The organism is Cupriavidus oxalaticus, from assembly GCF_004768545.1.
Taxonomy (GTDB): domain Bacteria; phylum Pseudomonadota; class Gammaproteobacteria; order Burkholderiales; family Burkholderiaceae; genus Cupriavidus; species Cupriavidus oxalaticus_A.
Genome location: NZ_CP038634.1, coordinates 1,414,199 through 1,430,833, shown reverse-complemented (window position 1 = coordinate 1,430,833; position 16,635 = coordinate 1,414,199). Strand labels below are relative to the sequence as shown.

Here is a 16,635-nt window from a genome sequence, read left to right as displayed (position 1 = left end):
AAGCCTCGATGAACCTGTCGGTCAAGCACCTGCGCGCCTTCGTGGCGCTGGCGACCTACCGCAACTTCACCCGCGCGGCGCGCGCCTGCCACCTGTCGCAGTCGGCCTTCAGCGCACTGGTGCAGACGCTGGAGGAGCAGGCGGGCAGCCGCCTGTTCGAGCGCACCACGCGCCACGTGGAGCTGAGCACCGACGGCGTGCGCTTCGAGCAGACTGCGCGGCGGCTGCTGGCGGATTTTGAAGCGGCGTTCGAAGACCTGCGCGCGCACGCCGAGCGGCGCAAGGGCCGCGTGTCGATCGCCGCGCTGCCGTCGCTGGCGGGGGGCGACCTGCCGCCGCTGCTGGCGCAGTTCCGCGCACGCTACCCGGGCATCGTGCTGGAACTGTTCGACCAGCTCGCCGATGGCTGCATCGAGCTGGTCCGGCAGGGCCGCGCCGACTTTGCGCTGGCACCCGCGCCGGCGCAGGACGACGACCTGCGCGTCGAGCCGCTGGTGCGCGACACGTTCCACCTGGTTTGCCCGGCCGGCCATCCGCTCGCGCGCAAGCGCCGCGTCGCGCCTCAAGCCCTGGCGGGCGAGCCGTTTATCCAGCTGTCGCGCACGACCAGCGTGCGCCAGCATCTCGATGCGGCGCTGCACCCGTTGCGGCTGCACAGCGTGATGGAGGTGGAGCACCTGGCAACCGTGGCGGCGCTGGTGCAGGCGGGACTCGGCATCAGCGCGGTGCCGTCGCTGGCGCTGTTCCAGTTCCGGCGCGAGGGCCTGGCGATCCGGCCGCTGCAGCTGCCGTCACTGGTGCGCGATATCTGCCTGGTGCGGATGAAGGACCGCGGCGACTCCGCTGCCGCCGCGGCGATGATCGAAAGCCTGCAGGCGTTCTACCGCGGCGGCAAGGCGCCGGCGCGGCGCTGAAACGCGGCCACCGCCGTCACCGGAATGGCACGCAGAATTGGGTACGCTTTGCCGTTGGCGGCGGGTCAGAAGTGGCCCAGGTAGCCGCCGTCGACCGCCAGCACGTGCCCGGTGATATACGACGCCGCCGGCGATGCCAGGAATACCGCCGCGCCCGCGATCTCTTCCGGGCGGCCCCAGCGGCCCAGCGAGGTGCGCTGGCGCAGCCACTCGGCCACGCTCTCGTCGTCGACCATGGGCTGGTTCGGTTCGGTGGCGAAGTAGCCGGGCGCGATCGCGTTGACGGTGACGCCGAAGCGGCCCAGGTCCGCGGCCAGCGCGCGCGTCAGCGCGTCCAGGCCGCCCTTGGTGGCGGGATAGAGTACGTCGCCCGCGCGCGCCACCTGGCCCGCGATCGAGCTGACGTTGACGATGCGGCCGTACTGCCCGCGCTGCATCCGTCGCGCGGCGTGGCGGCACAGCGTGTAGGGCGCGACCAGGTTGGTCTCGAGCATGGCGCGCAGGTCGCCGGCATCGAGCTGCGCCATCGAGCTGCGGTTGCGCGCGCCGGCATTGTTGACCAGGACATCGAGCCGGCCGTGGGCGGCATCGATCCGCGCGAACGCCGCCTCGACCGCCGCTTCATCGGTGATGTCCAGCACCAGCGCCTCGGCGCTGCCGCCGCGCGCGGCCAGCGTGGCAACCGCGTCATGCACGCGTGCCTCGCTGCGCGCGGCCACCAGCACGTGGGCCCCGGCATCTGCCAGCCCGGCGGCAATCGCCAGGCCCAGGCCCTGCGCGCCGCCGGTCACCATCGCGACGCGGCCATGCAACGAGAATGGGGTACGCGCGGCGGCGTCGGGAGATGAGGTAGGAGTAGCCATGCGGGCGAATATACCGCAGCAGGCCGGCCCGCGTGGCGCGGAACCGGCATGCCCCGCAGGCCTGTCCGCCCGCCCGCTCAGCGGATCAGCTTGCCGGTGGACGAGACGATCGACATCTCGACGAAGGACGAGCCGGTATGGCGCGTGGGGCTGTAGCTGATCAGGATGCCGCCGAGGTCGTAGTCGCGCAGGCCTTCGAGCGCGCTGACCAGGCGCTCGCGCGTCGGCTCGGGCCCGGCGCGGCGCAGGCCTTCCACCAGCACCTTGGCCGACATGAAGCCTTCCATGCCGGCGTTGGACGGCTCCACGCCCTGCTGGCGGGCCTGGCTGCGGTATTCGCTGGCAAGCGTCATCTGGCTGGAGTTGGTGCCCGGCACCACCTGCGTGATGATCAGGCCGCGCGCATCGTCGCCCAGCTCGCGGATAAAGGAATCGGCAGCGTTGTTAGACAGCGTGACGAACTGCGCCTGGCTGCCGGCGCTGCGCAGCTCGCGGATGATGCGCGCGGCTTCCGAGCCCGAGCCGATCACCAGCACCGCCTGCGGGTTAGCCTTGTTCATGGTGGCAACGCCCTGGCTGATGTCGCCCATCGGCCGCGCGAAGCTGACGGTCGCCGCCGGCTGCACGCCGCGCGCCTGCAGCGCGGTGGTATAGCCTTCGAGCACGTCCTGGCCGAAGCCGTCGGTGGTGTGGAAAATGCCGATCCGGCTCATGCCGGTGGTGGCCAGGTGGTTGATCGCGCGCGCGACTTCATCCTGGTACTTGGCGCGCACGTTGAACACGTAGCGGTTCACCGGCCGGTGCAGCGTGATCGCGCCGGTCAGCGGCGCCACCAGTGGCACCTTGTGCGCGGCGACCAGCGGCAGGATGCTCTCGTTCTGCGGCGTGCCGCGCACCATGAACAGCGCGAACACCTTGTCTTCGTCGAGCAGTTTGCGCACGTTGTCCGGCGTGCGCTTGGCATCGAAGCCATCGTCGTAGGTGACCAGCTCGATGCGCCGGCCCGCCACGCCGCCGCTGGCGTTGACCGTGCGCAGGTACACCTGCGCGCCGGCGATCTGTTCCTTGACCGAACCGGCGACGGGGCCGGTGATGCCGGCCGACTGGCCGATGCGGATGGTGTTGCGGGTCACGCCCGGTTCCGCCTGCGCCGTTTGCACGGCCCATCCAAGCGTGGCGGCCAGCATGCCGCACGCGATCCATTTCGCCTTCATCGATTGCCCCCTCTGGTATGTCGTTATTCTGATGCGCGCTGTTGCGAGCTTACGCGCGCTGCGCACGGCAACGGCCATGCGCCGTTGCGAAAATTACCGCATGCGCCAGGTCAGGGCAAACAGGAGGTGGTGGGGTGTTGCAGCGGCATCACACCGGAACCGGAGGGCGGTTCCGGCGTGGCCAGCTACGCGCTAAGAGATGCGCGTCAAAGTGCGCCGCGCGGGCGCACGAGAGAGACTGCGAATGGCCTTGCCGTCGCGACGGCAAGGCTTGCTGCGGACGGATCAGGGGAAGGCCGGCACGGCCGGATCGAGACCGGCGAAACGGGCTTCCGGGTGCGCGTTCTGCAGCAGCGTTTCGATTTCCTCGACGCGGCCGCGCGGCACGTCGACCATCAGCAGGATCTTGCCCGCCTCGATGTCCTTCTCGAACGCGCGCAGGCGGCTGTTGGGCGCGGAACTGCCGATCATGCTCGCGGCCCATGCGCCGAACACCGCGCCGAGCACCGCCAGCACCCCGACCAGGCCCCATTGCGGCGTATCGCTGACGATCGGGAACATCGCCACCACCGCGCCGGCCACCACGCCCACGCCGCCACCGACCACCAGGCCCATTTCCGCGGCATGGACGATATCGGAGGTCTGGAACAGGTTGGCCTCGTGCAGGCCCGTCATGTCTTCGCCGTCGCGCGCCACGAAGTGGATGCGGCGGTTCTCGACGCGGGCGAGCAGCAGGTCGTCCATGGTGCGGCGGGCGCTCGCCACGTCGGGCAACAACCAGAAGATGCGTTTGCGCATGTCTCTCTCCTTGTTCAGGCCGCGCCGATGGTGTGGGTAGACCGGGTGAGAAAGTACCGCTGACGGCGCGGGGTTATTTCGTTGTACGCCGTTCGGGGGGCAAGCGCAAGGCAAGTGCCGGGGCGCTACGCGTGCGCGCGCGCATGTGACGCGCACGCGTGCCCTGCCTGCTGCAAGGCACACGTCACGTGAGTCAGAAACGCCTGGAAAAGCGCGGCGAAAGCCGCCTCAGAAAGTGATCGGCAGGCGCAGGTTGACCTGCAGGTCGGGCGTGTCACGAGTCAGGCCCGCACCCACCGACAGGTTCAGCGTGTAGCGGTCGTTGAAGCGGTACGAGTAGCCCACCAGCAGCGTGCCTTGCGTGATGCGCACCGAGCCTGGCACAGTCTGTCCGTTCTGCTTGGTCGGCCAGATGATGGCCTGGTCATAGCCGATACTGAACGACGCCTTCTCGTTGAGCGACAGGCCCATGCCAAAGCTGAACTCGAAGATATCGCCCGGGGCGATCTTGCCCAGGTTCTCCGTCTGGCCGTTGAGCACGGTGCGGCTGACGTTGTCGCGCGCAAAGTTGTGCAGGTAGCTGAAGGTGCCGAAGAACACCGCCGGATCGGTCGGCAGCAGCCAGGTGATACCTGGCTGGATTGCCTGGAAGCCGGTGCCGGTCGGCATGCTGAGCGGCAGGCCGGTGCCGGTGGTATTGCCTATGCAACGCGTCACGCAATCGGTCACCACTTCGAACGGGTCCCTGCCGGTGGCGGACTTGTAGCGCAGCCAGCCAACGAAGTACGGGATTTTCTCGTTGCCGTAGTTCAGCTGGTAGCGCACGGTCGCCTCGACGTCGCCAATGCCGCTACCACTGGCATTGAACACGTTGTCGACGGCGGTGCCGGTGAAGACTTCACGGCTCACGGTCGAGCCCGACGTATGCACGTAAGGCACCTTGGCCTCGACTTCCAGCCGCTTGGTCACGCCATAGCGCAGCGCGATCGACGGGATGTAGGTCGAGGTCTTGACCTCGCGCACGTCGAGCAGGCCGATCAGGATCGCGGGGATCACCGTATAGCCGACCAGCGCCACGCGGTTGTTGGAGGAGTAGCCGTACTGGAAGCCTGGCTCGAGCACCAGCTTGCCCTGTGCGGTCAGCACGCCGGGCTGGTCGATGATCGGCGCGATCTCGGGCGGCCGGGTCTCGCGCTCGGGCGGACGGCCCACGGGTTCTTCCACGGCCACGGTCTGGGGGTTGGCGGACTCGCCCGCCTGCGGGCCCTGCGCGACATCCTGCGGCGGCTGCAGCGTGATCTGCTGCGGGTTGTTGACCGCGTTGGGCGCGCTCTGCGCCGCGCTGGCCGCCGCCGCAGCGGTGGCGGCATTGGTGGCGTTGTTGGAGGGCGACACACCGCCCCCGACACCCTGGCCGCCGCGCTTGGTGGCCAATACCTCGTTGCTGATGACGCTGCGCAGCTCGCGAATGACTGCCTCTTGTTCGGCCAGCGCCCGCTTCATGGCGTCGAGCTGGGTGGCTTGTTCGGCGAGTTCCCTTTGCAGCGATTCCAGGCCTGCCGCGGGTCCCCCCGCATCGGGCGTCTGGGCCTGCGCCAGGCCGCCGAGCAACAGCAACGTCGAGCATCCGGCATTCCGGATGCCCTGCATCGACCGCTTCTTCATCACGTCTTCCTCCCCCGGGACGGGCGGGCTGTTGTCAGGAGCCCGCAACCTGTAGTGCCTGCTGCTTCGCTACGATTACCTCATGCTGGCGGCCCGCATCAACGCATCCTGCAGCGTCGCGTTGGCCAATTGCGACCGGAAGGCCTGCAGCGTATTCACGCTTGCGTCGATTGTCATCAGGCTCCGGATGCTCTGGTTGTCCATGCTGTTCTGAATCACCGTGGTGGGCGTGCCGGCCAGCGCCGCCACCGCGGCCGAGTTGCCAGGGCCGTTCTGGATCACGTTCAGCAAGCCGTTGGTCACCACCTGGCCCGTGCCGGTCGACACCACGGCAGCGGGCAGGCCGGCCGCGCCCGCGGCGCCGCTGGCACTGGCGCTGCCGCCGTTGGCCGCAGCCGACGTGGCCGAGGAAGCCCCTGCGGCGCCGGCACTCGCACTACCGGCGGACCCGTTCGCGCCACCCTGAGCGCCGGCCGTGACGCCCGCCAGCGCGCTATCGACCGCGGCGTTGGTGGAAGCAATGATGGCGGGGCCCAGCGTCGTCGCCAGGCGCGCCGCCTGGTCCGCGGTGATGCGTCCGACGTCCGGGATGTTAATGCTGGTTGCGACGACCAGGGCCCCGTTGATGTACACAGCGCGTTCGATACCGAACGAAACCTGCAGGCCCGACATCTCGAAGCCGCCCCGCATCTCGTCAAGCTTGTCATGCGCGACCGGTTTCCAGCCGGCCATGCTGCCGCGCGCGGCAGCCACGGGTGTAGGGTCCCGGTCGCTGGCAGAAGCGGCCTGCGACGGCAGCGCCGACGGGTCGAGGCTGTCGGGCTGGGGTAGCGAACTGGCATGTGCCACGCCGGCACAGGCCAGGCCCGCACCAAGCAGCATCGCGGCCGCCGACGTGGCGGTGCGAGGCGCTGCTGGGGTCGGGAGGGAAGTCTGCAACATGATGCATTCCTCAGAAATCGCCAACGCCATGCTTGGGCATGACGGTGAAGAACAGGCTATCCCGGTTGACTCCCATCCAGTAAGGGCCGCTGGGCGCCAGGCGCCAGTCCGCGGCCAGGTTGAAGCGCGCGTTGTCCGTGCGGTTGTGGATCACGAACAACAGCTGGCTTTCCCATACTTTCTCGAAGTGCTCGCGTGACATGGCACGTGTTCCGCGGGCTGGATCACCGACCAGCACGCGGTTGCCTTTTACACCCTTGACCACCACGAAATGGTGGTAGCCGTTTTCCACGATCAGCACGATGGCCGGGATCTGCGTTTCCTCGAGCTTGGACAGCGGCAGCTCATAGCCGTCCGCCTCGTAGCCGAGCGCTGCCAGGAAACGTTTCATGTCCAGCAGCGAGAACCCCTCGGCGCGGATCTTTGCCTGGTCACCGTTGAGGTACATGGTCTGGAACACCGTGGCCTCGTTCATCGGATGGCCGTACTGGTAGGTCAGCAGCGTGGCCACCGCGGCAGAGCCGCAACTGAAATCGTATTGCTGGCGGATCGTGGATTTGAAGCGCGCTTCGCGAACGCTGGTGACCCTGACGCTGTAGGGTTCGCCGACCGGACCGTAGATGTAGGCATCCGCGGCATTGACACATGGGCTGAACCCCGCGGCCAGTGCGAACGGCACAGACATCAACAGGTTGCGCAGCAGCTTCATGGTCTGAACTGGACGTTGACGATCGTTGCGTTCTGGATCAGCACGTTGTTGCCGGAGTTCTGGATCGCGGTGGGTATCCCGGCCGCGTTCGCGAATGCTCCTTCGGTGATCCGGTTTGTACCGGTCACGACATCCCACGCGGCGTTGTCGGCAACCGTGCCGTGCAGGCGCATATCATTGACGGTGACTTCCGCGCCACCGCGGATATCGTCTAGTTTAGACACGGGTACAGCTTTCGCCACCCCGCCAAACAAACTATTGACCGCGGGCTGCGTCGTATCTGCCGCGACTTCCTGGATAGCTGCCGGGGCACTGCGCGCGGCTTCCATGGCAGCTTCCAGACCCGGCGGTTCCGCGCGGGCCTGCAGCGCTGGCCAGGCCAGCAGGACCGTCGCGAATGCCCCGACGGCAAAGCGGACCGATTGCATGGTGTCATCCTCCCCTGCCCCGTGCGCGCCTCCATCCGGGCGGCCGCGAAGCATTTAGGCTGCGTAGGCATGGACAGGGGCCGGGCGCCCGCACACAGTACGGGCGCCGGTCCTGTCGGCAAGAGATCGAAGTGCCGGCCCGTCCTGGCACAAGGCTCAGGCCGGGCCGGTGCCGCGCGCCTTACCTGGCGTTGACGTTCGCCTGCACGTTCACGCTCATCTGCGTCAGCGAGGCTGCGCCGCTGTTCTGGCTCGCCATCATGACGCCCGCTGCGGACTGGCCGACGCTGGTCATCAGGTTGGACATGTCGAACGTGCCTGCATTGACGACGACATAGCCGCCCGCGCCACCGGTGCCACCTGCACCACCGTTGCCGACACCGCCCGCGCCACCGGTACCACCGGTTGCCGCGCCGCCATTGCCACCGGCGCCGCCGCTACCGCCGTCGCCGGCCGTCGCGCTGCCGTTCGAGGCCGCCGTGGTGGCAGCGCCCGCGGTCGCCGCACCACCAGCGCCACCGGCGCCGCCCGTGGCAGTCTGCGTGCCGCCGGCACCGCCAGTTCCCGTGCCTGCGCCGCCTGACGCCGTCGAGGTCGCGGTGCTCGCGCCGCCCGCGCCGCCCGTTCCCGTACCTGCTCCGGCCACCGCCGACGAGCCCGCAGTGCTCGCGCCGCCCGCCGCGCCGGTGCCGCTGCCAGCGCCGCCGGTCGCAGAAGCGGAAGAGGTGCCTGCGCCGCCCGCACCACCGGTCCCGCTCGCGGCGCCGCCCGTGCCAGAACCAGAACCAGCAGTGTTGGTCCCGGCCGCAGCTCCGCTGGAACCTGCGCCACCGGCGCCACCGGTGTCGCCACCCATACCGTTGGCACTGCCGCCGGCACCGCCCGAGCCGCCGGCCGCACCGGCGAGACCGCCCAACGCAGCGCTGGCACCCAGGGCATCACCGCCGATTGCGCCGGCGCTGCCGCCGCGCCCGCCCGCGCCGAGCGAGGCGCTCAGTGCGCCGCCGCCCTTGCCGAAGCCGTCGCCGCCGCTGCCACCCTTGCTGCCTGCCGCGCTAAGGGAGCTGCCGCCCTTGCCATAGCCGTCGCCGCCGCTGCCACCCTTGCTGCCCGCCGCGCTAAGCGCGCTGCCGCCCTTGCCATAGCCGTCGCCGCCATTGGCACCCCAGTTGCTGGCCTTGCCACCGTTTCCGCCATCGCCGGCGTTGGCCTTTCCGCTCCTGGCGTCGCCGGCCGTGGCGCTGCCGTTGGAGGCATAGGCCTGCGCACCGACTGCGCCTTCAGCACCGTCGCCGCCCGAACCGCCTGCGCCAGCACCGCCGTTGCCGCCCGTGCCGCCCTTGCCACCGTAGCCGGCGGCGTTGGCGTTACCAGAGTTCGAGGCATAGTTGCCGATGTTGTGGACATGGTTGCCACTCACCGTGCCACTCAGCTTGCTCACCGCGATAGCGGTGGTCTTGTTGAATGCGTCGGAGATGCTCGACGATGCGGCCCCGCCCACGGCGGCGGCGCTACCGACACCGGCCGCCACTGCCTTCAGATGGTTGTCGGAATCGCTCTTGGTCCGGTTGTTGGAACTGTTGTTGGTCTTGGATTTGTCGACAGATACAGTCGTGGTCTTGGTGTTCGTGCTGCTGTCGTTCGCTTGGATGGCATTCGAGTATTCGTTCGCCGCCGCACCGCTACCACTTTGGGTCGAGGTTGCCGTGGCCGACTGGTTGTTGTCGCCCCCGCCTCGCACTACGTCGTTGTTGTTGGTCGGATTTGCCCATGCGGAACTTGCAAATGCCATGGCAATCGCCGACGCCAGTAAGGTCTTTTTCATTCCTAGCTCCCAGGAGTATTCACAGTGTCACTGCGGCTCAGCCTCCGGCCGGCGCTCAAGTCCGGAACGACGGCTGGAGGTTCAGGTCCGGCATCCTGCCAAACCGACCAGCCCTAGCGCATAATCGGTGCCAGCTTCGCCACCTGCGGCGGCAAACCCTTGTAATACAAGGCCTGCCCGGTACCAGTCGGGGAACTTTCTAGCCGCTTGCGCCATCAATGGGGCCCTGCCTGCTGTGCACGCCAAACGACATGTCACACCGCTGTGACAGTGCCTCCCCTGGCGGCCCCGGGGCTGCGCAGGGAGCCCAAAAAAATCCAATAGATTTCAAAGAGTTATGAATAGCCCTGGGAGTTGCCCGAAGCGCCATGCCGCGTATCGGGCCTGAAACACGACTACACGGGTGCGGCTCCCGTCTCCCATGTTGGCTGCCACACATTGCGGCGATGTCCGTTTTTCGCCGCCTGGTTCCGGTCATAGGCGCCTTCCGTCAGAAGCTCCTGCGCCCGGCCATGCCGCGGCGCCCCCGCCACGCGCACAGCCGCCGCCGTGTGATCGGCCACCGGCATGGCGCAAAGCGGAGGTCATGCCGCGGAGCCGCGCGCCCACGTTGTATCCGAATCGCCTCAGCCGCTTATCCCTGCTAGGCTCTATGTCTGATTTAAAGTACATTAGAGGCATTACAGACTTGTCATCTCTCCACAAGGGAAACCATGAGTGAAGCCGTCGTTCCCCTGTATCACCAGATTTACGTGGTACTGCGCCAGCAGATCGTCGAAGGACGCTTCGGCCAGGGTCCCCTGCCGGGAGAGATCGACCTGGCCAAGCAGTTCCACGCCTCGCGCGTGACCATGCGCCGCGTGTTCGACCGACTGGTGCAGGAAGGCCTGGTGCGGCGCCATCGCGGGCTGGGCACCTTCGTCAACCCGCACCCCGTGCGTCCCGCGTCGGCCACCGAGGAGCGCGGCACCAGCCTGCTCGACAACATCATCGACATGGGCCAGAAGACGTCGGTGAAGGTGATCTCGATCGACGAAGTCCACGCCACGCCCGACGTGGCCGAGTCGCTGCAGCTCCAGCCGGGCGATCCGGTAATCAAGATCGTGCGCGTGCGCCACTACCGCAACCGGCCTCTGTCGCATATCACCGTCTACCTGCCCGCGGACCTGGGCCGCCCGATCTCGCGCAAGGCGCTCGAGGAAACCCCGGTGCTGCGGCTGCTGGAAGCCGGCGGCGTCAAGCTGGGCCGTGCAAGCCAGGTACTGTCGGCACGCCTGGCCGACGTGGTGGTGGCGCCGCTGCTGGACGTGCCGGTAGGCGGCGCGCTGCTTGCGGTGCGCCGCGTGGTGAAGGACCAGGGCGGGCGCCCGGTGCAGCTGCTGCTCGGGCAGTACCGTCCCGACCGCTACGAATACCGCATGGAACTGTCGCCCGCCGGCGTGGACAGCGCCAACGTCTGGGTGGAAAGCGAGACTCGCCCCGGCCTGCGCGACTGATCCGTCCGCGCCAGCAAGGCACGGGATGCGCGGACACCCGAGTCGGGCGATACTGCGCACTCCCGATCACATCTAGCGAGGAGTCGTCATGCCAGTGTTCCGCCTGGTTTCGTCCAGCCCGACCCGTCAGTCTCCGCCTCTGCCCGCGCGCCGCACCGCGCTGCGCCGCGTTTCCGGCCTGGCCGCCCTGGCCGCCTGCGGGCTGATCCTGCCGCTTGGCGCCGCTGCCCAGGGGCAGGGCCAGGTCGCTGGCGGCAAGCCGATCCGGATCCTGGTGGGCGCCCCCGCCGGCGGCACCACCGACACGCTGGCGCGCACCATCGCCCAGGAGATGTCGCAGCTGCTGGAGCAGTCCGTGGTGGTCGAGAACCGGCCCGGCGCGGGCGGCAATATCGCCGCCGACCTGGTTGCCAAGAGCGCGCCGGACGGCAGCACGCTGCTGATGAGCTTCACCAGCCACACCATCAACGCCACGCTGTACAAGAAGCTGCCCTTCGACCCCGTGCAGGACTTCACGCCGGTCACGCTGGTCGCCACCGTACCCAGCGTGCTGGTGGCCACGCCGAAGCTGCCGGCCAATAGCGTGCCCGAGCTGATCCGGCTGGCGCGCGCCGAGCCGGGCAAGCTGAACTTCGCCATCGGTTCGGTCGGCTCGTCGCTGCACATGGCCGGCGACATGTTCAAGATGATGACCGGCACCTATATCGTCAACATCCCGTACAAGGGCACTGCGCCGGCGCTCACCGACGTGCTGGCCGGACAGTGCGACCTGATGTTCGCCAGCACGATCAACGTGCTGCCGCACGTGCGCGCGGGCAAGCTCAAGGTGCTGGGCGTGACCAGCCCGGCGCCGATGCCGCAGTTCCCGGGCGCGGCGCCGATCGGCTCGACCGTCAAGGGTTTCGAGTCGAGCGCGTGGTTCGGCCTGTTCGGGCCGGCCGGCATGCCTGCGGAGGTAACTCAGGCGCTCTACCAGGCGGCGCGAAAAGGCCTGGAGTCACCCTCGGTGCGCAAGCGCCTGGAAAACGACGGTGCGCAGCCGGTGGGCATGGCGCCCGAGGCATTTGCTGCCTTCGTCAAGCAGGACGTCAAGCGCTGGGCCTCGGTGGTCAAGTATTCGGGAGCATCGCCGGAATGAGCGTGCCTGCGGACTCCCCTTGCGCGGAGGCGGCGGCCAGGCCGGCGACGCTAGCCCAGAAGCTGGTCGCCCGCGCCGCCGGACTGGACTATGCCGAGATCGGCACGGTGGCGATCTGCCGGGTCGACCTGGCGATGTCGCACGACTCCAGCGGCCCGCGCCGGGTTGCGCCGCTGCTGCAGGAGCTCGGCGTGAGCGTGTGGGACCCGTCGCGCTATGTCGTGGTGACCGATCACTTCGTGCCGGGCGGCGATGCCCAGGCCGAATCGATCCTGCGCTTCACCCGCGACTGGACGCGCCAGGCCGGCGCCGAGCTGATCGATGCCGAAGGCATCTGCCACGTGGTGCTGCCCGAACGCGGGCACGTCCTGCCGGGCCGCCTGATCGTCGGCGGCGACAGCCACAGCCCGACCGGCGGGGCGTTCGGCGCCTATATGTTCGGCGTGGGCGCCACCGAGATGGCCGGCGTGCTGGCCACCGGCGAGATCTGGCTGCGCGTGCCGCACACGATCCGGCTGGAATGGGACGGCGTGCTCGCAGCCGGGGTCTGCGCCAAGGACATCAACCTGTTCCTGTGCGCCACGCTCGGCCTGGGCGGCGGACGCTATGAAGCGATCGAGTACACCGGCAGCGCCGTTGCCGCGCTGCCGATGCAGGAGCGCATGACGCTGGCCAACATGAGCGCCGAACTGGGCGCGCAGACCGGCCTGGTCGCCCCCGATGCGGTCACGCTGGACTGGCTGGCACAGGCCGGCGTGCCGGCGCAGGTGCTGGCGCAGATCGACCTGGCGCACTGGCGCACCGACGCGCGGGCGCCCGTGCTGGCGCACCACCGCTTCGACGCCGCGGCGCTGGCGCCGCAGGTGGCCGCGCCGCATTCGCCGGCCAACAGCGCGCCGGTCGACCAGGCCGCCGGCGAGCCGGTGCAGATCGCCTACCTCGGCGCCTGCACCGGCGCCAAGCTGGAAGACCTGCGCATGGCCGCGCGCGTGTTGCGCGGACGCAGGGTCGCGCCGGGCGTCAAGCTGCAGGTGGCCGCCGCCTCGCGCCGCGACCAGCAGCAGGCCGAACGCGAAGGCACGCTCGCCATCCTGGCCGAGGCCGGCGCCAGCCTGCTGCCCAACGCCTGCGGCGCCTGCGCGGGCTATGGCGCCGCACGCTTCCCGGCCGGCAGCAGCGCCATTGCCTCGACCGCCCGCAATTTTTCCGGCCGCATGGGCGATGCCGGCAGCGCGGTGTGGCTGGGCTCGCCGATGACCGTGGCCGCCAGCGCTGTCACCGGCCGCATTACCGACCCGCGCACCTTGCTGCCATAAAGACATAGACATAGCGACGCGGCCTGACCACGTGCCCCGCGCAGGCGGGCCTGACCTCTTGCATGACTGCCCTTACCGCCCCCACACCGGCCCCCACACTGGCCCAAACCGCGGCCCAAACCACGGCCCCAACGCCGGCCGGCCGCATCTGGCGTTTCGGCGACAACGTCGACACCGATGCCATGGCTCCCGCCGTGCTGATGAAATCGCCCCTGCCCGTGCTGGCGCGGCACTGCCTGGCCTCGCTGCGCCCCGAGTTTCCAGGCAGCGTGCGGCCGGGCGATGTGCTGGTAGCGGGCGCCAACTTTGGCATCGGCTCCTCGCGCGAGCAAGCGCCGCAGGCGCTGCGCGAGCTGGGTGTGGGCGCGGTGGTGGCGCAGTCGTTCGGCGGGCTGTTCTACCGCAACGCGATCAACCTGGGACTGCCGGTGCTGGTGTGCGCGGAGGCCGCCCGGCTGGCCGACGGCGCCCGGGTGGCACTGGACCTGGAGACGGCGCTGCTGCGCCTGGACGACGGCAGCACGGTGGCGTGCGAGCCGATCCCTGGCTTCCTGCGCGAAATCCTCGGCGCCGGGGGGTTGGTTCCGCACCTGAAGCGGCGCCTGGCCGCCCGGGCCTGATACTGACGCTGACGCTGGCGCTGGCGCCGGCGCGTCAGCCCGCGCGCGTGGGGGTGGCCTGGCGCAGCAGCCCGAGCGCCTCGTCGTCGCTGGTCTGCGTGAAATCCAGGTAGAAAGAGCCAACCGCACCGAAGTTGGGCGGCGTATTCAGGCAGATCACCTCGTCGGCGGCCGCCTCCAGGCTGGCCAGCCCTTCCTGCGCGCCGACCGGCGTGGCCGCGATCACCCGCGCGGCGCCCGCCATGCGCACGCCTTCCAATGCGGCACGCATGGTCGCGCCGGTGGCGACGCCGTCATCGACCACGATCACGGTACGCCCGGCCCGCGCCGGCACCGGCGCACCGCCGCGATAGCGCTGCTGGCGCCTGGCGATCTCGTCGAGCTGGCGCCCGCGTTCGGCATCGAAGCTGCCGCTTTCCACCGCTCGGCGCGCCCAGGGATCGTCGTTCACCACCGTATGCGGCCCGCCGCCGGCGGCATCGCCCTCGACCACGGCGCCCAGCGCCAGCTCCGGGTAGCCGGTGGCGCCGATCTTGCGCACCAGCAGCACGTCGAGCTGCGCACCGAGCGCGCGCGCCACCTCGAAGGCGACCGGCACGCCGCCGCGCGGCAGCGCCAGCACCAGTGCGGGCTGGTCGAGCTTGTCGGCGCCGAAGCCCAGCTCCGCCAGGCGGCGGCCAAGGTAATGGCCGGCTTCGCGGCGATCGGCAAAGCACGGTGGGACTGACATTGCGCGCTCCCGGTTGGCTGGCCGGCAGGTTCCCGGCCGGAGCACCGCACGATGGTGCCCCACGGCCAATATAGACCTTGCCGCGGAAGGCGTCGGCGCAACCGGCGAGTTGCATTCATCCGCCGCCAACGTCTCACAAGGCACCGCGATTGGACGCGATTGCGCAACAGTGTGTTCAACGCAGGGGGGCTGATCGCGAGGCCCGGGCGCATTAGGATGGATGCGTTGCCAATCGCCGGCCCGTCCGGCCTTCGACGTACCGCAAAAATGACTTCGCAAGCCCACGCCCAGCATCCCGCCCAGCATCCCGCCCATCAATCCGACACCACTGAAGCCGCCAGCCTGAACGCGCCCGACATCCCCTTCGGCTCGCTCGAAGCCGCCGCGCTGGCCGAACTGCCGTACACCTTCCGGCCGTCCGGCACCTGCACCCGCTACTACAACGAATACTTCGGCTGACGCTTGCGCTAGCCGGCGTCCGGCGCCGCCGCGCCGGAACTCATGACACGCTCGCACAGGGCGGCCAGGCGCGCGGCCATGTCGCGCGCCGGGGCCGGCAGGTCCGGCTGCGCGTGCAGGCTCAGCTCGACGTCCGGCACCGCCGCCGGCCAGCCGCCGCCATCCAGCACCTCGTGATGCGCCGTGGCCAGCCGCCGCGGCAGCAGCGTGATGCCGAGCCCGTCCGCCACGGCGGCCAGTATGCTGGCCAGGCTCGCGCTGACAAAGGCGATGCGCCAGCGCCGCCCGCCGGCGTCGAGCGCGTGCGTCATCTCGCCGCGGTACAGCCCGCCGGCGGGAAAGGCCACCAGCGGCACCGGATCGCGCGCCACCGCCGGGCGGCTGCGGCTGTCGATCCAGCACAGCGGCTCGGGCCAGCTCGCCATGCCCGGCGCCTGCGCCACGCGCTGCTTGACCAGCACCAGGTCTAGCTCGCGGTCCTGGAAGCGCTGCCACAGCTCGTGGCTCATGCCGCTGGTCACTTCCAGGCGCACCCCGGGCCAGTCGTCGGCAAACCCGGCCAGCACCGGCGTCAGCGGCCGCGCGGCAAAATCCTCGGGCACGCCGATGCGGATCTCGCCCTGGCCGGCGCTCTGGCGCAACTGCCCGACCGCCTCGGCCATCAGCTGCTGCAGGCGGCGCGCGTAGCCCAGCAGCCGCTCCCCCTCCGGCGTCGTCACCACGTAGCGCCCGCCGCGGTCCAGCAGCACGCAGCCGAGCTGGTCTTCAAGCCGCCGCACCTGCTGGCTGACGGTCGACTGGGTCAGGTGCACGCGCTGCGCTGCGCGGGTAAAGCTGCCGCTTTCCGCCACGGCGACAAAACTCTGCAACAGCACGGGATCGAGTCGGGGGTCCTGCATGGCCGGCTTTCCATTGGGTTTTCCACTGCCGGCGATTTCATCATTTAATTTCCCAATCACCAAGCCCCCGCGTACAGTGTGCAGCCTGCCACCTGCCATGCCGCAAGACTTGCGAGCGTGGACTCACTTTTCGGGATCCCTGCGCAAACCATGACCACTCACCAGGAATTCATGCGAGAGGCCGTGCGCCTTGCCGCGGCCAATCGCAAACGCGGCGGTCGTCCGTTCGGTGCCGTGCTGGCCATCGACGGCCAGGCCGTTGCCACCGGCGTGAATGACATCGTGCACAGCCACGACCCGACCACCCACGCCGAAATGGAAGCGGTGCGGGCCGCGGCGCGCAAGCTGGGCCGTCCGGACCTGCGCGGCAGCGTGGTCTACGCCAGCGGCCATCCCTGCCCGATGTGCCTGGCGGCGATGACCATGGCCGGGGTGCAGGCGGTCTACTACGCCTTCGACAACAACGATGCCGCGCCCTTCGGCTTGTCCAGCGAGGCCGCCTACCAGGCGCTGCGCCTGCCGCTGGATCCGCCCCCGCTGCCGCTGACGCGCTTGCCGGTAGACCTGTCCGCCGCCCAGCTCTACGGCCCGCGCGCGCCGCACGCTCCGCGCGGCTGAC

At 69.4% G+C, this 16,635-nt stretch carries 17 protein-coding genes; 7 read left to right on the top strand and 10 right to left on the bottom strand.

What is annotated here, in order from left to right; all coding sequences use genetic code 11:
• The first annotated feature begins 8 nt into the window (after positions 1 to 8).
• On the top strand, positions 9 to 914 hold the full coding sequence (locus tag E0W60_RS06355) for a LysR family transcriptional regulator (protein ID WP_135703990.1): 906 nt from the start codon (positions 9 to 11) through the stop codon (positions 912 to 914).
• A gap of 65 nt (positions 915 to 979) precedes the next feature.
• On the opposite strand, the gene E0W60_RS06350 is transcribed toward E0W60_RS06355, so the two are convergent.
• From E0W60_RS06350 to E0W60_RS06315, 8 genes are all read right to left on the bottom strand, one after another.
• Positions 980 to 1,777, bottom strand: coding sequence for an SDR family oxidoreductase (locus tag E0W60_RS06350; RefSeq protein ID WP_135703390.1), 798 nt, complete (start codon positions 1,775 to 1,777; stop codon positions 980 to 982).
• 77 nt (positions 1,778 to 1,854) lie between these two features.
• Complete coding sequence (locus E0W60_RS06345; protein WP_133097126.1) at positions 1,855 to 2,991, bottom strand: ABC transporter substrate-binding protein; 1,137 nt, start codon at positions 2,989 to 2,991, stop codon at positions 1,855 to 1,857.
• Between the two features lie 285 nt (positions 2,992 to 3,276).
• Positions 3,277 to 3,789 carry a DUF1269 domain-containing protein gene (locus E0W60_RS06340; RefSeq protein ID WP_133097127.1) on the bottom strand — a complete coding sequence of 171 codons (513 nt, stop codon included), beginning with the start codon at positions 3,787 to 3,789 and terminating at the stop codon, positions 3,277 to 3,279.
• A 228-nt stretch (positions 3,790 to 4,017) separates the two neighbouring features.
• Entirely contained in the window at positions 4,018 to 5,454 is a 1,437-nt protein-coding gene (locus E0W60_RS06335; protein WP_133097128.1) for an acetate kinase, read from the bottom strand.
• 75 nt (positions 5,455 to 5,529) lie between these two features.
• Positions 5,530 to 6,396, bottom strand: coding sequence for a flagellin (locus E0W60_RS06330; protein WP_135703389.1), 867 nt, complete (start codon positions 6,394 to 6,396; stop codon positions 5,530 to 5,532).
• A gap of 10 nt (positions 6,397 to 6,406) precedes the next feature.
• Positions 6,407 to 7,105, bottom strand: a complete 699-nt coding sequence (locus E0W60_RS06325) for a C39 family peptidase (protein ID WP_135703388.1) — start codon at positions 7,103 to 7,105, stop codon at positions 6,407 to 6,409.
• Entirely contained in the window at positions 7,102 to 7,533 is a 432-nt protein-coding gene (locus tag E0W60_RS06320; protein WP_135703387.1) for a hypothetical protein, read from the bottom strand. Before E0W60_RS06320 ends, E0W60_RS06325 begins: the two co-directional genes overlap by 4 nt.
• Positions 7,534 to 7,714: 181 nt before the next feature.
• Entirely contained in the window at positions 7,715 to 9,358 is a 1,644-nt protein-coding gene (locus E0W60_RS06315) for a hypothetical protein (RefSeq protein WP_135703386.1), read from the bottom strand.
• A gap of 713 nt (positions 9,359 to 10,071) precedes the next feature.
• Between E0W60_RS06315 and E0W60_RS06310 the strand changes: the two genes are divergently transcribed.
• From E0W60_RS06310 to E0W60_RS06295, 4 genes are all read left to right on the top strand, one after another.
• A complete protein-coding gene (locus tag E0W60_RS06310) occupies positions 10,072 to 10,854 on the top strand; it encodes a GntR family transcriptional regulator (RefSeq protein WP_135703385.1) in 783 nt (260 codons plus the stop codon).
• A gap of 88 nt (positions 10,855 to 10,942) precedes the next feature.
• Complete coding sequence (locus E0W60_RS06305; protein ID WP_135703384.1) at positions 10,943 to 11,992, top strand: tripartite tricarboxylate transporter substrate binding protein; 1,050 nt, start codon at positions 10,943 to 10,945, stop codon at positions 11,990 to 11,992.
• A 2-nt stretch (positions 11,993 to 11,994) separates the two neighbouring features.
• The gene (locus tag E0W60_RS06300) at positions 11,995 to 13,308 is read left to right on the top strand and encodes a 3-isopropylmalate dehydratase large subunit (RefSeq protein WP_240745752.1); all 1,314 of its coding nucleotides are present in this window, start codon (positions 11,995 to 11,997) and stop codon (positions 13,306 to 13,308) included.
• Positions 13,309 to 13,370: 62 nt separating this feature from the next.
• Entirely contained in the window at positions 13,371 to 13,928 is a 558-nt protein-coding gene (locus tag E0W60_RS06295; protein ID WP_133097136.1) for a 3-isopropylmalate dehydratase, read from the top strand.
• A gap of 34 nt (positions 13,929 to 13,962) precedes the next feature.
• On the opposite strand, the gene E0W60_RS06290 is transcribed toward E0W60_RS06295, so the two are convergent.
• A complete protein-coding gene (locus E0W60_RS06290) occupies positions 13,963 to 14,658 on the bottom strand; it encodes a phosphoribosyltransferase (RefSeq protein ID WP_135703382.1) in 696 nt (231 codons plus the stop codon).
• A gap of 267 nt (positions 14,659 to 14,925) precedes the next feature.
• On the opposite strand from E0W60_RS06290, the gene E0W60_RS06285 reads away from it, so the two are divergent.
• Positions 14,926 to 15,117 carry a hypothetical protein gene (locus E0W60_RS06285; protein ID WP_135703381.1) on the top strand — a complete coding sequence of 64 codons (192 nt, stop codon included), beginning with the start codon at positions 14,926 to 14,928 and terminating at the stop codon, positions 15,115 to 15,117.
• 8 nt (positions 15,118 to 15,125) lie between these two features.
• On the opposite strand, the gene E0W60_RS06280 is transcribed toward E0W60_RS06285, so the two are convergent.
• Positions 15,126 to 16,016, bottom strand: a complete 891-nt coding sequence (locus tag E0W60_RS06280; RefSeq protein ID WP_133097139.1) for a LysR family transcriptional regulator — start codon at positions 16,014 to 16,016, stop codon at positions 15,126 to 15,128.
• Between the two features lie 150 nt (positions 16,017 to 16,166).
• On the opposite strand from E0W60_RS06280, the gene E0W60_RS06275 reads away from it, so the two are divergent.
• Positions 16,167 to 16,634, top strand: coding sequence for a nucleoside deaminase (locus E0W60_RS06275; RefSeq protein WP_135703380.1), 468 nt, complete (start codon positions 16,167 to 16,169; stop codon positions 16,632 to 16,634).
• Position 16,635 lies beyond the last annotated feature (1 nt).

What these genes read in the sequence shown, in the direction of transcription:
- E0W60_RS06355 (WP_135703990.1), top strand. Translation starts at nt 9, where the DNA reads ATGAACCTGTCGGTCAAGCACCTGCGCGCCTTCGTGGCGCTGGCGACC.
- E0W60_RS06350 (WP_135703390.1), bottom strand. Translation starts at nt 1,777, where the DNA reads ATGGCTACTCCTACCTCATCTCCCGACGCCGCCGCGCGTACCCCATTC.
- E0W60_RS06345 (WP_133097126.1), bottom strand. Translation starts at nt 2,991, where the DNA reads ATGAAGGCGAAATGGATCGCGTGCGGCATGCTGGCCGCCACGCTTGGA.
- E0W60_RS06340 (WP_133097127.1), bottom strand. Translation starts at nt 3,789, where the DNA reads ATGCGCAAACGCATCTTCTGGTTGTTGCCCGACGTGGCGAGCGCCCGC.
- E0W60_RS06335 (WP_133097128.1), bottom strand. Translation starts at nt 5,454, where the DNA reads ATGAAGAAGCGGTCGATGCAGGGCATCCGGAATGCCGGATGCTCGACG.
- E0W60_RS06330 (WP_135703389.1), bottom strand. Translation starts at nt 6,396, where the DNA reads ATGTTGCAGACTTCCCTCCCGACCCCAGCAGCGCCTCGCACCGCCACG.
- E0W60_RS06325 (WP_135703388.1), bottom strand. Translation starts at nt 7,105, where the DNA reads ATGAAGCTGCTGCGCAACCTGTTGATGTCTGTGCCGTTCGCACTGGCC.
- E0W60_RS06320 (WP_135703387.1), bottom strand. Translation starts at nt 7,533, where the DNA reads ATGCAATCGGTCCGCTTTGCCGTCGGGGCATTCGCGACGGTCCTGCTG.
- E0W60_RS06315 (WP_135703386.1), bottom strand. Translation starts at nt 9,358, where the DNA reads ATGAAAAAGACCTTACTGGCGTCGGCGATTGCCATGGCATTTGCAAGT.
- E0W60_RS06310 (WP_135703385.1), top strand. Translation starts at nt 10,072, where the DNA reads ATGAGTGAAGCCGTCGTTCCCCTGTATCACCAGATTTACGTGGTACTG.
- E0W60_RS06305 (WP_135703384.1), top strand. Translation starts at nt 10,943, where the DNA reads ATGCCAGTGTTCCGCCTGGTTTCGTCCAGCCCGACCCGTCAGTCTCCG.
- E0W60_RS06295 (WP_133097136.1), top strand. Translation starts at nt 13,371, where the DNA reads ATGACTGCCCTTACCGCCCCCACACCGGCCCCCACACTGGCCCAAACC.
- E0W60_RS06290 (WP_135703382.1), bottom strand. Translation starts at nt 14,658, where the DNA reads ATGTCAGTCCCACCGTGCTTTGCCGATCGCCGCGAAGCCGGCCATTAC.
- E0W60_RS06285 (WP_135703381.1), top strand. Translation starts at nt 14,926, where the DNA reads ATGACTTCGCAAGCCCACGCCCAGCATCCCGCCCAGCATCCCGCCCAT.
- E0W60_RS06280 (WP_133097139.1), bottom strand. Translation starts at nt 16,016, where the DNA reads ATGCAGGACCCCCGACTCGATCCCGTGCTGTTGCAGAGTTTTGTCGCC.
- E0W60_RS06275 (WP_135703380.1), top strand. Translation starts at nt 16,167, where the DNA reads ATGACCACTCACCAGGAATTCATGCGAGAGGCCGTGCGCCTTGCCGCG.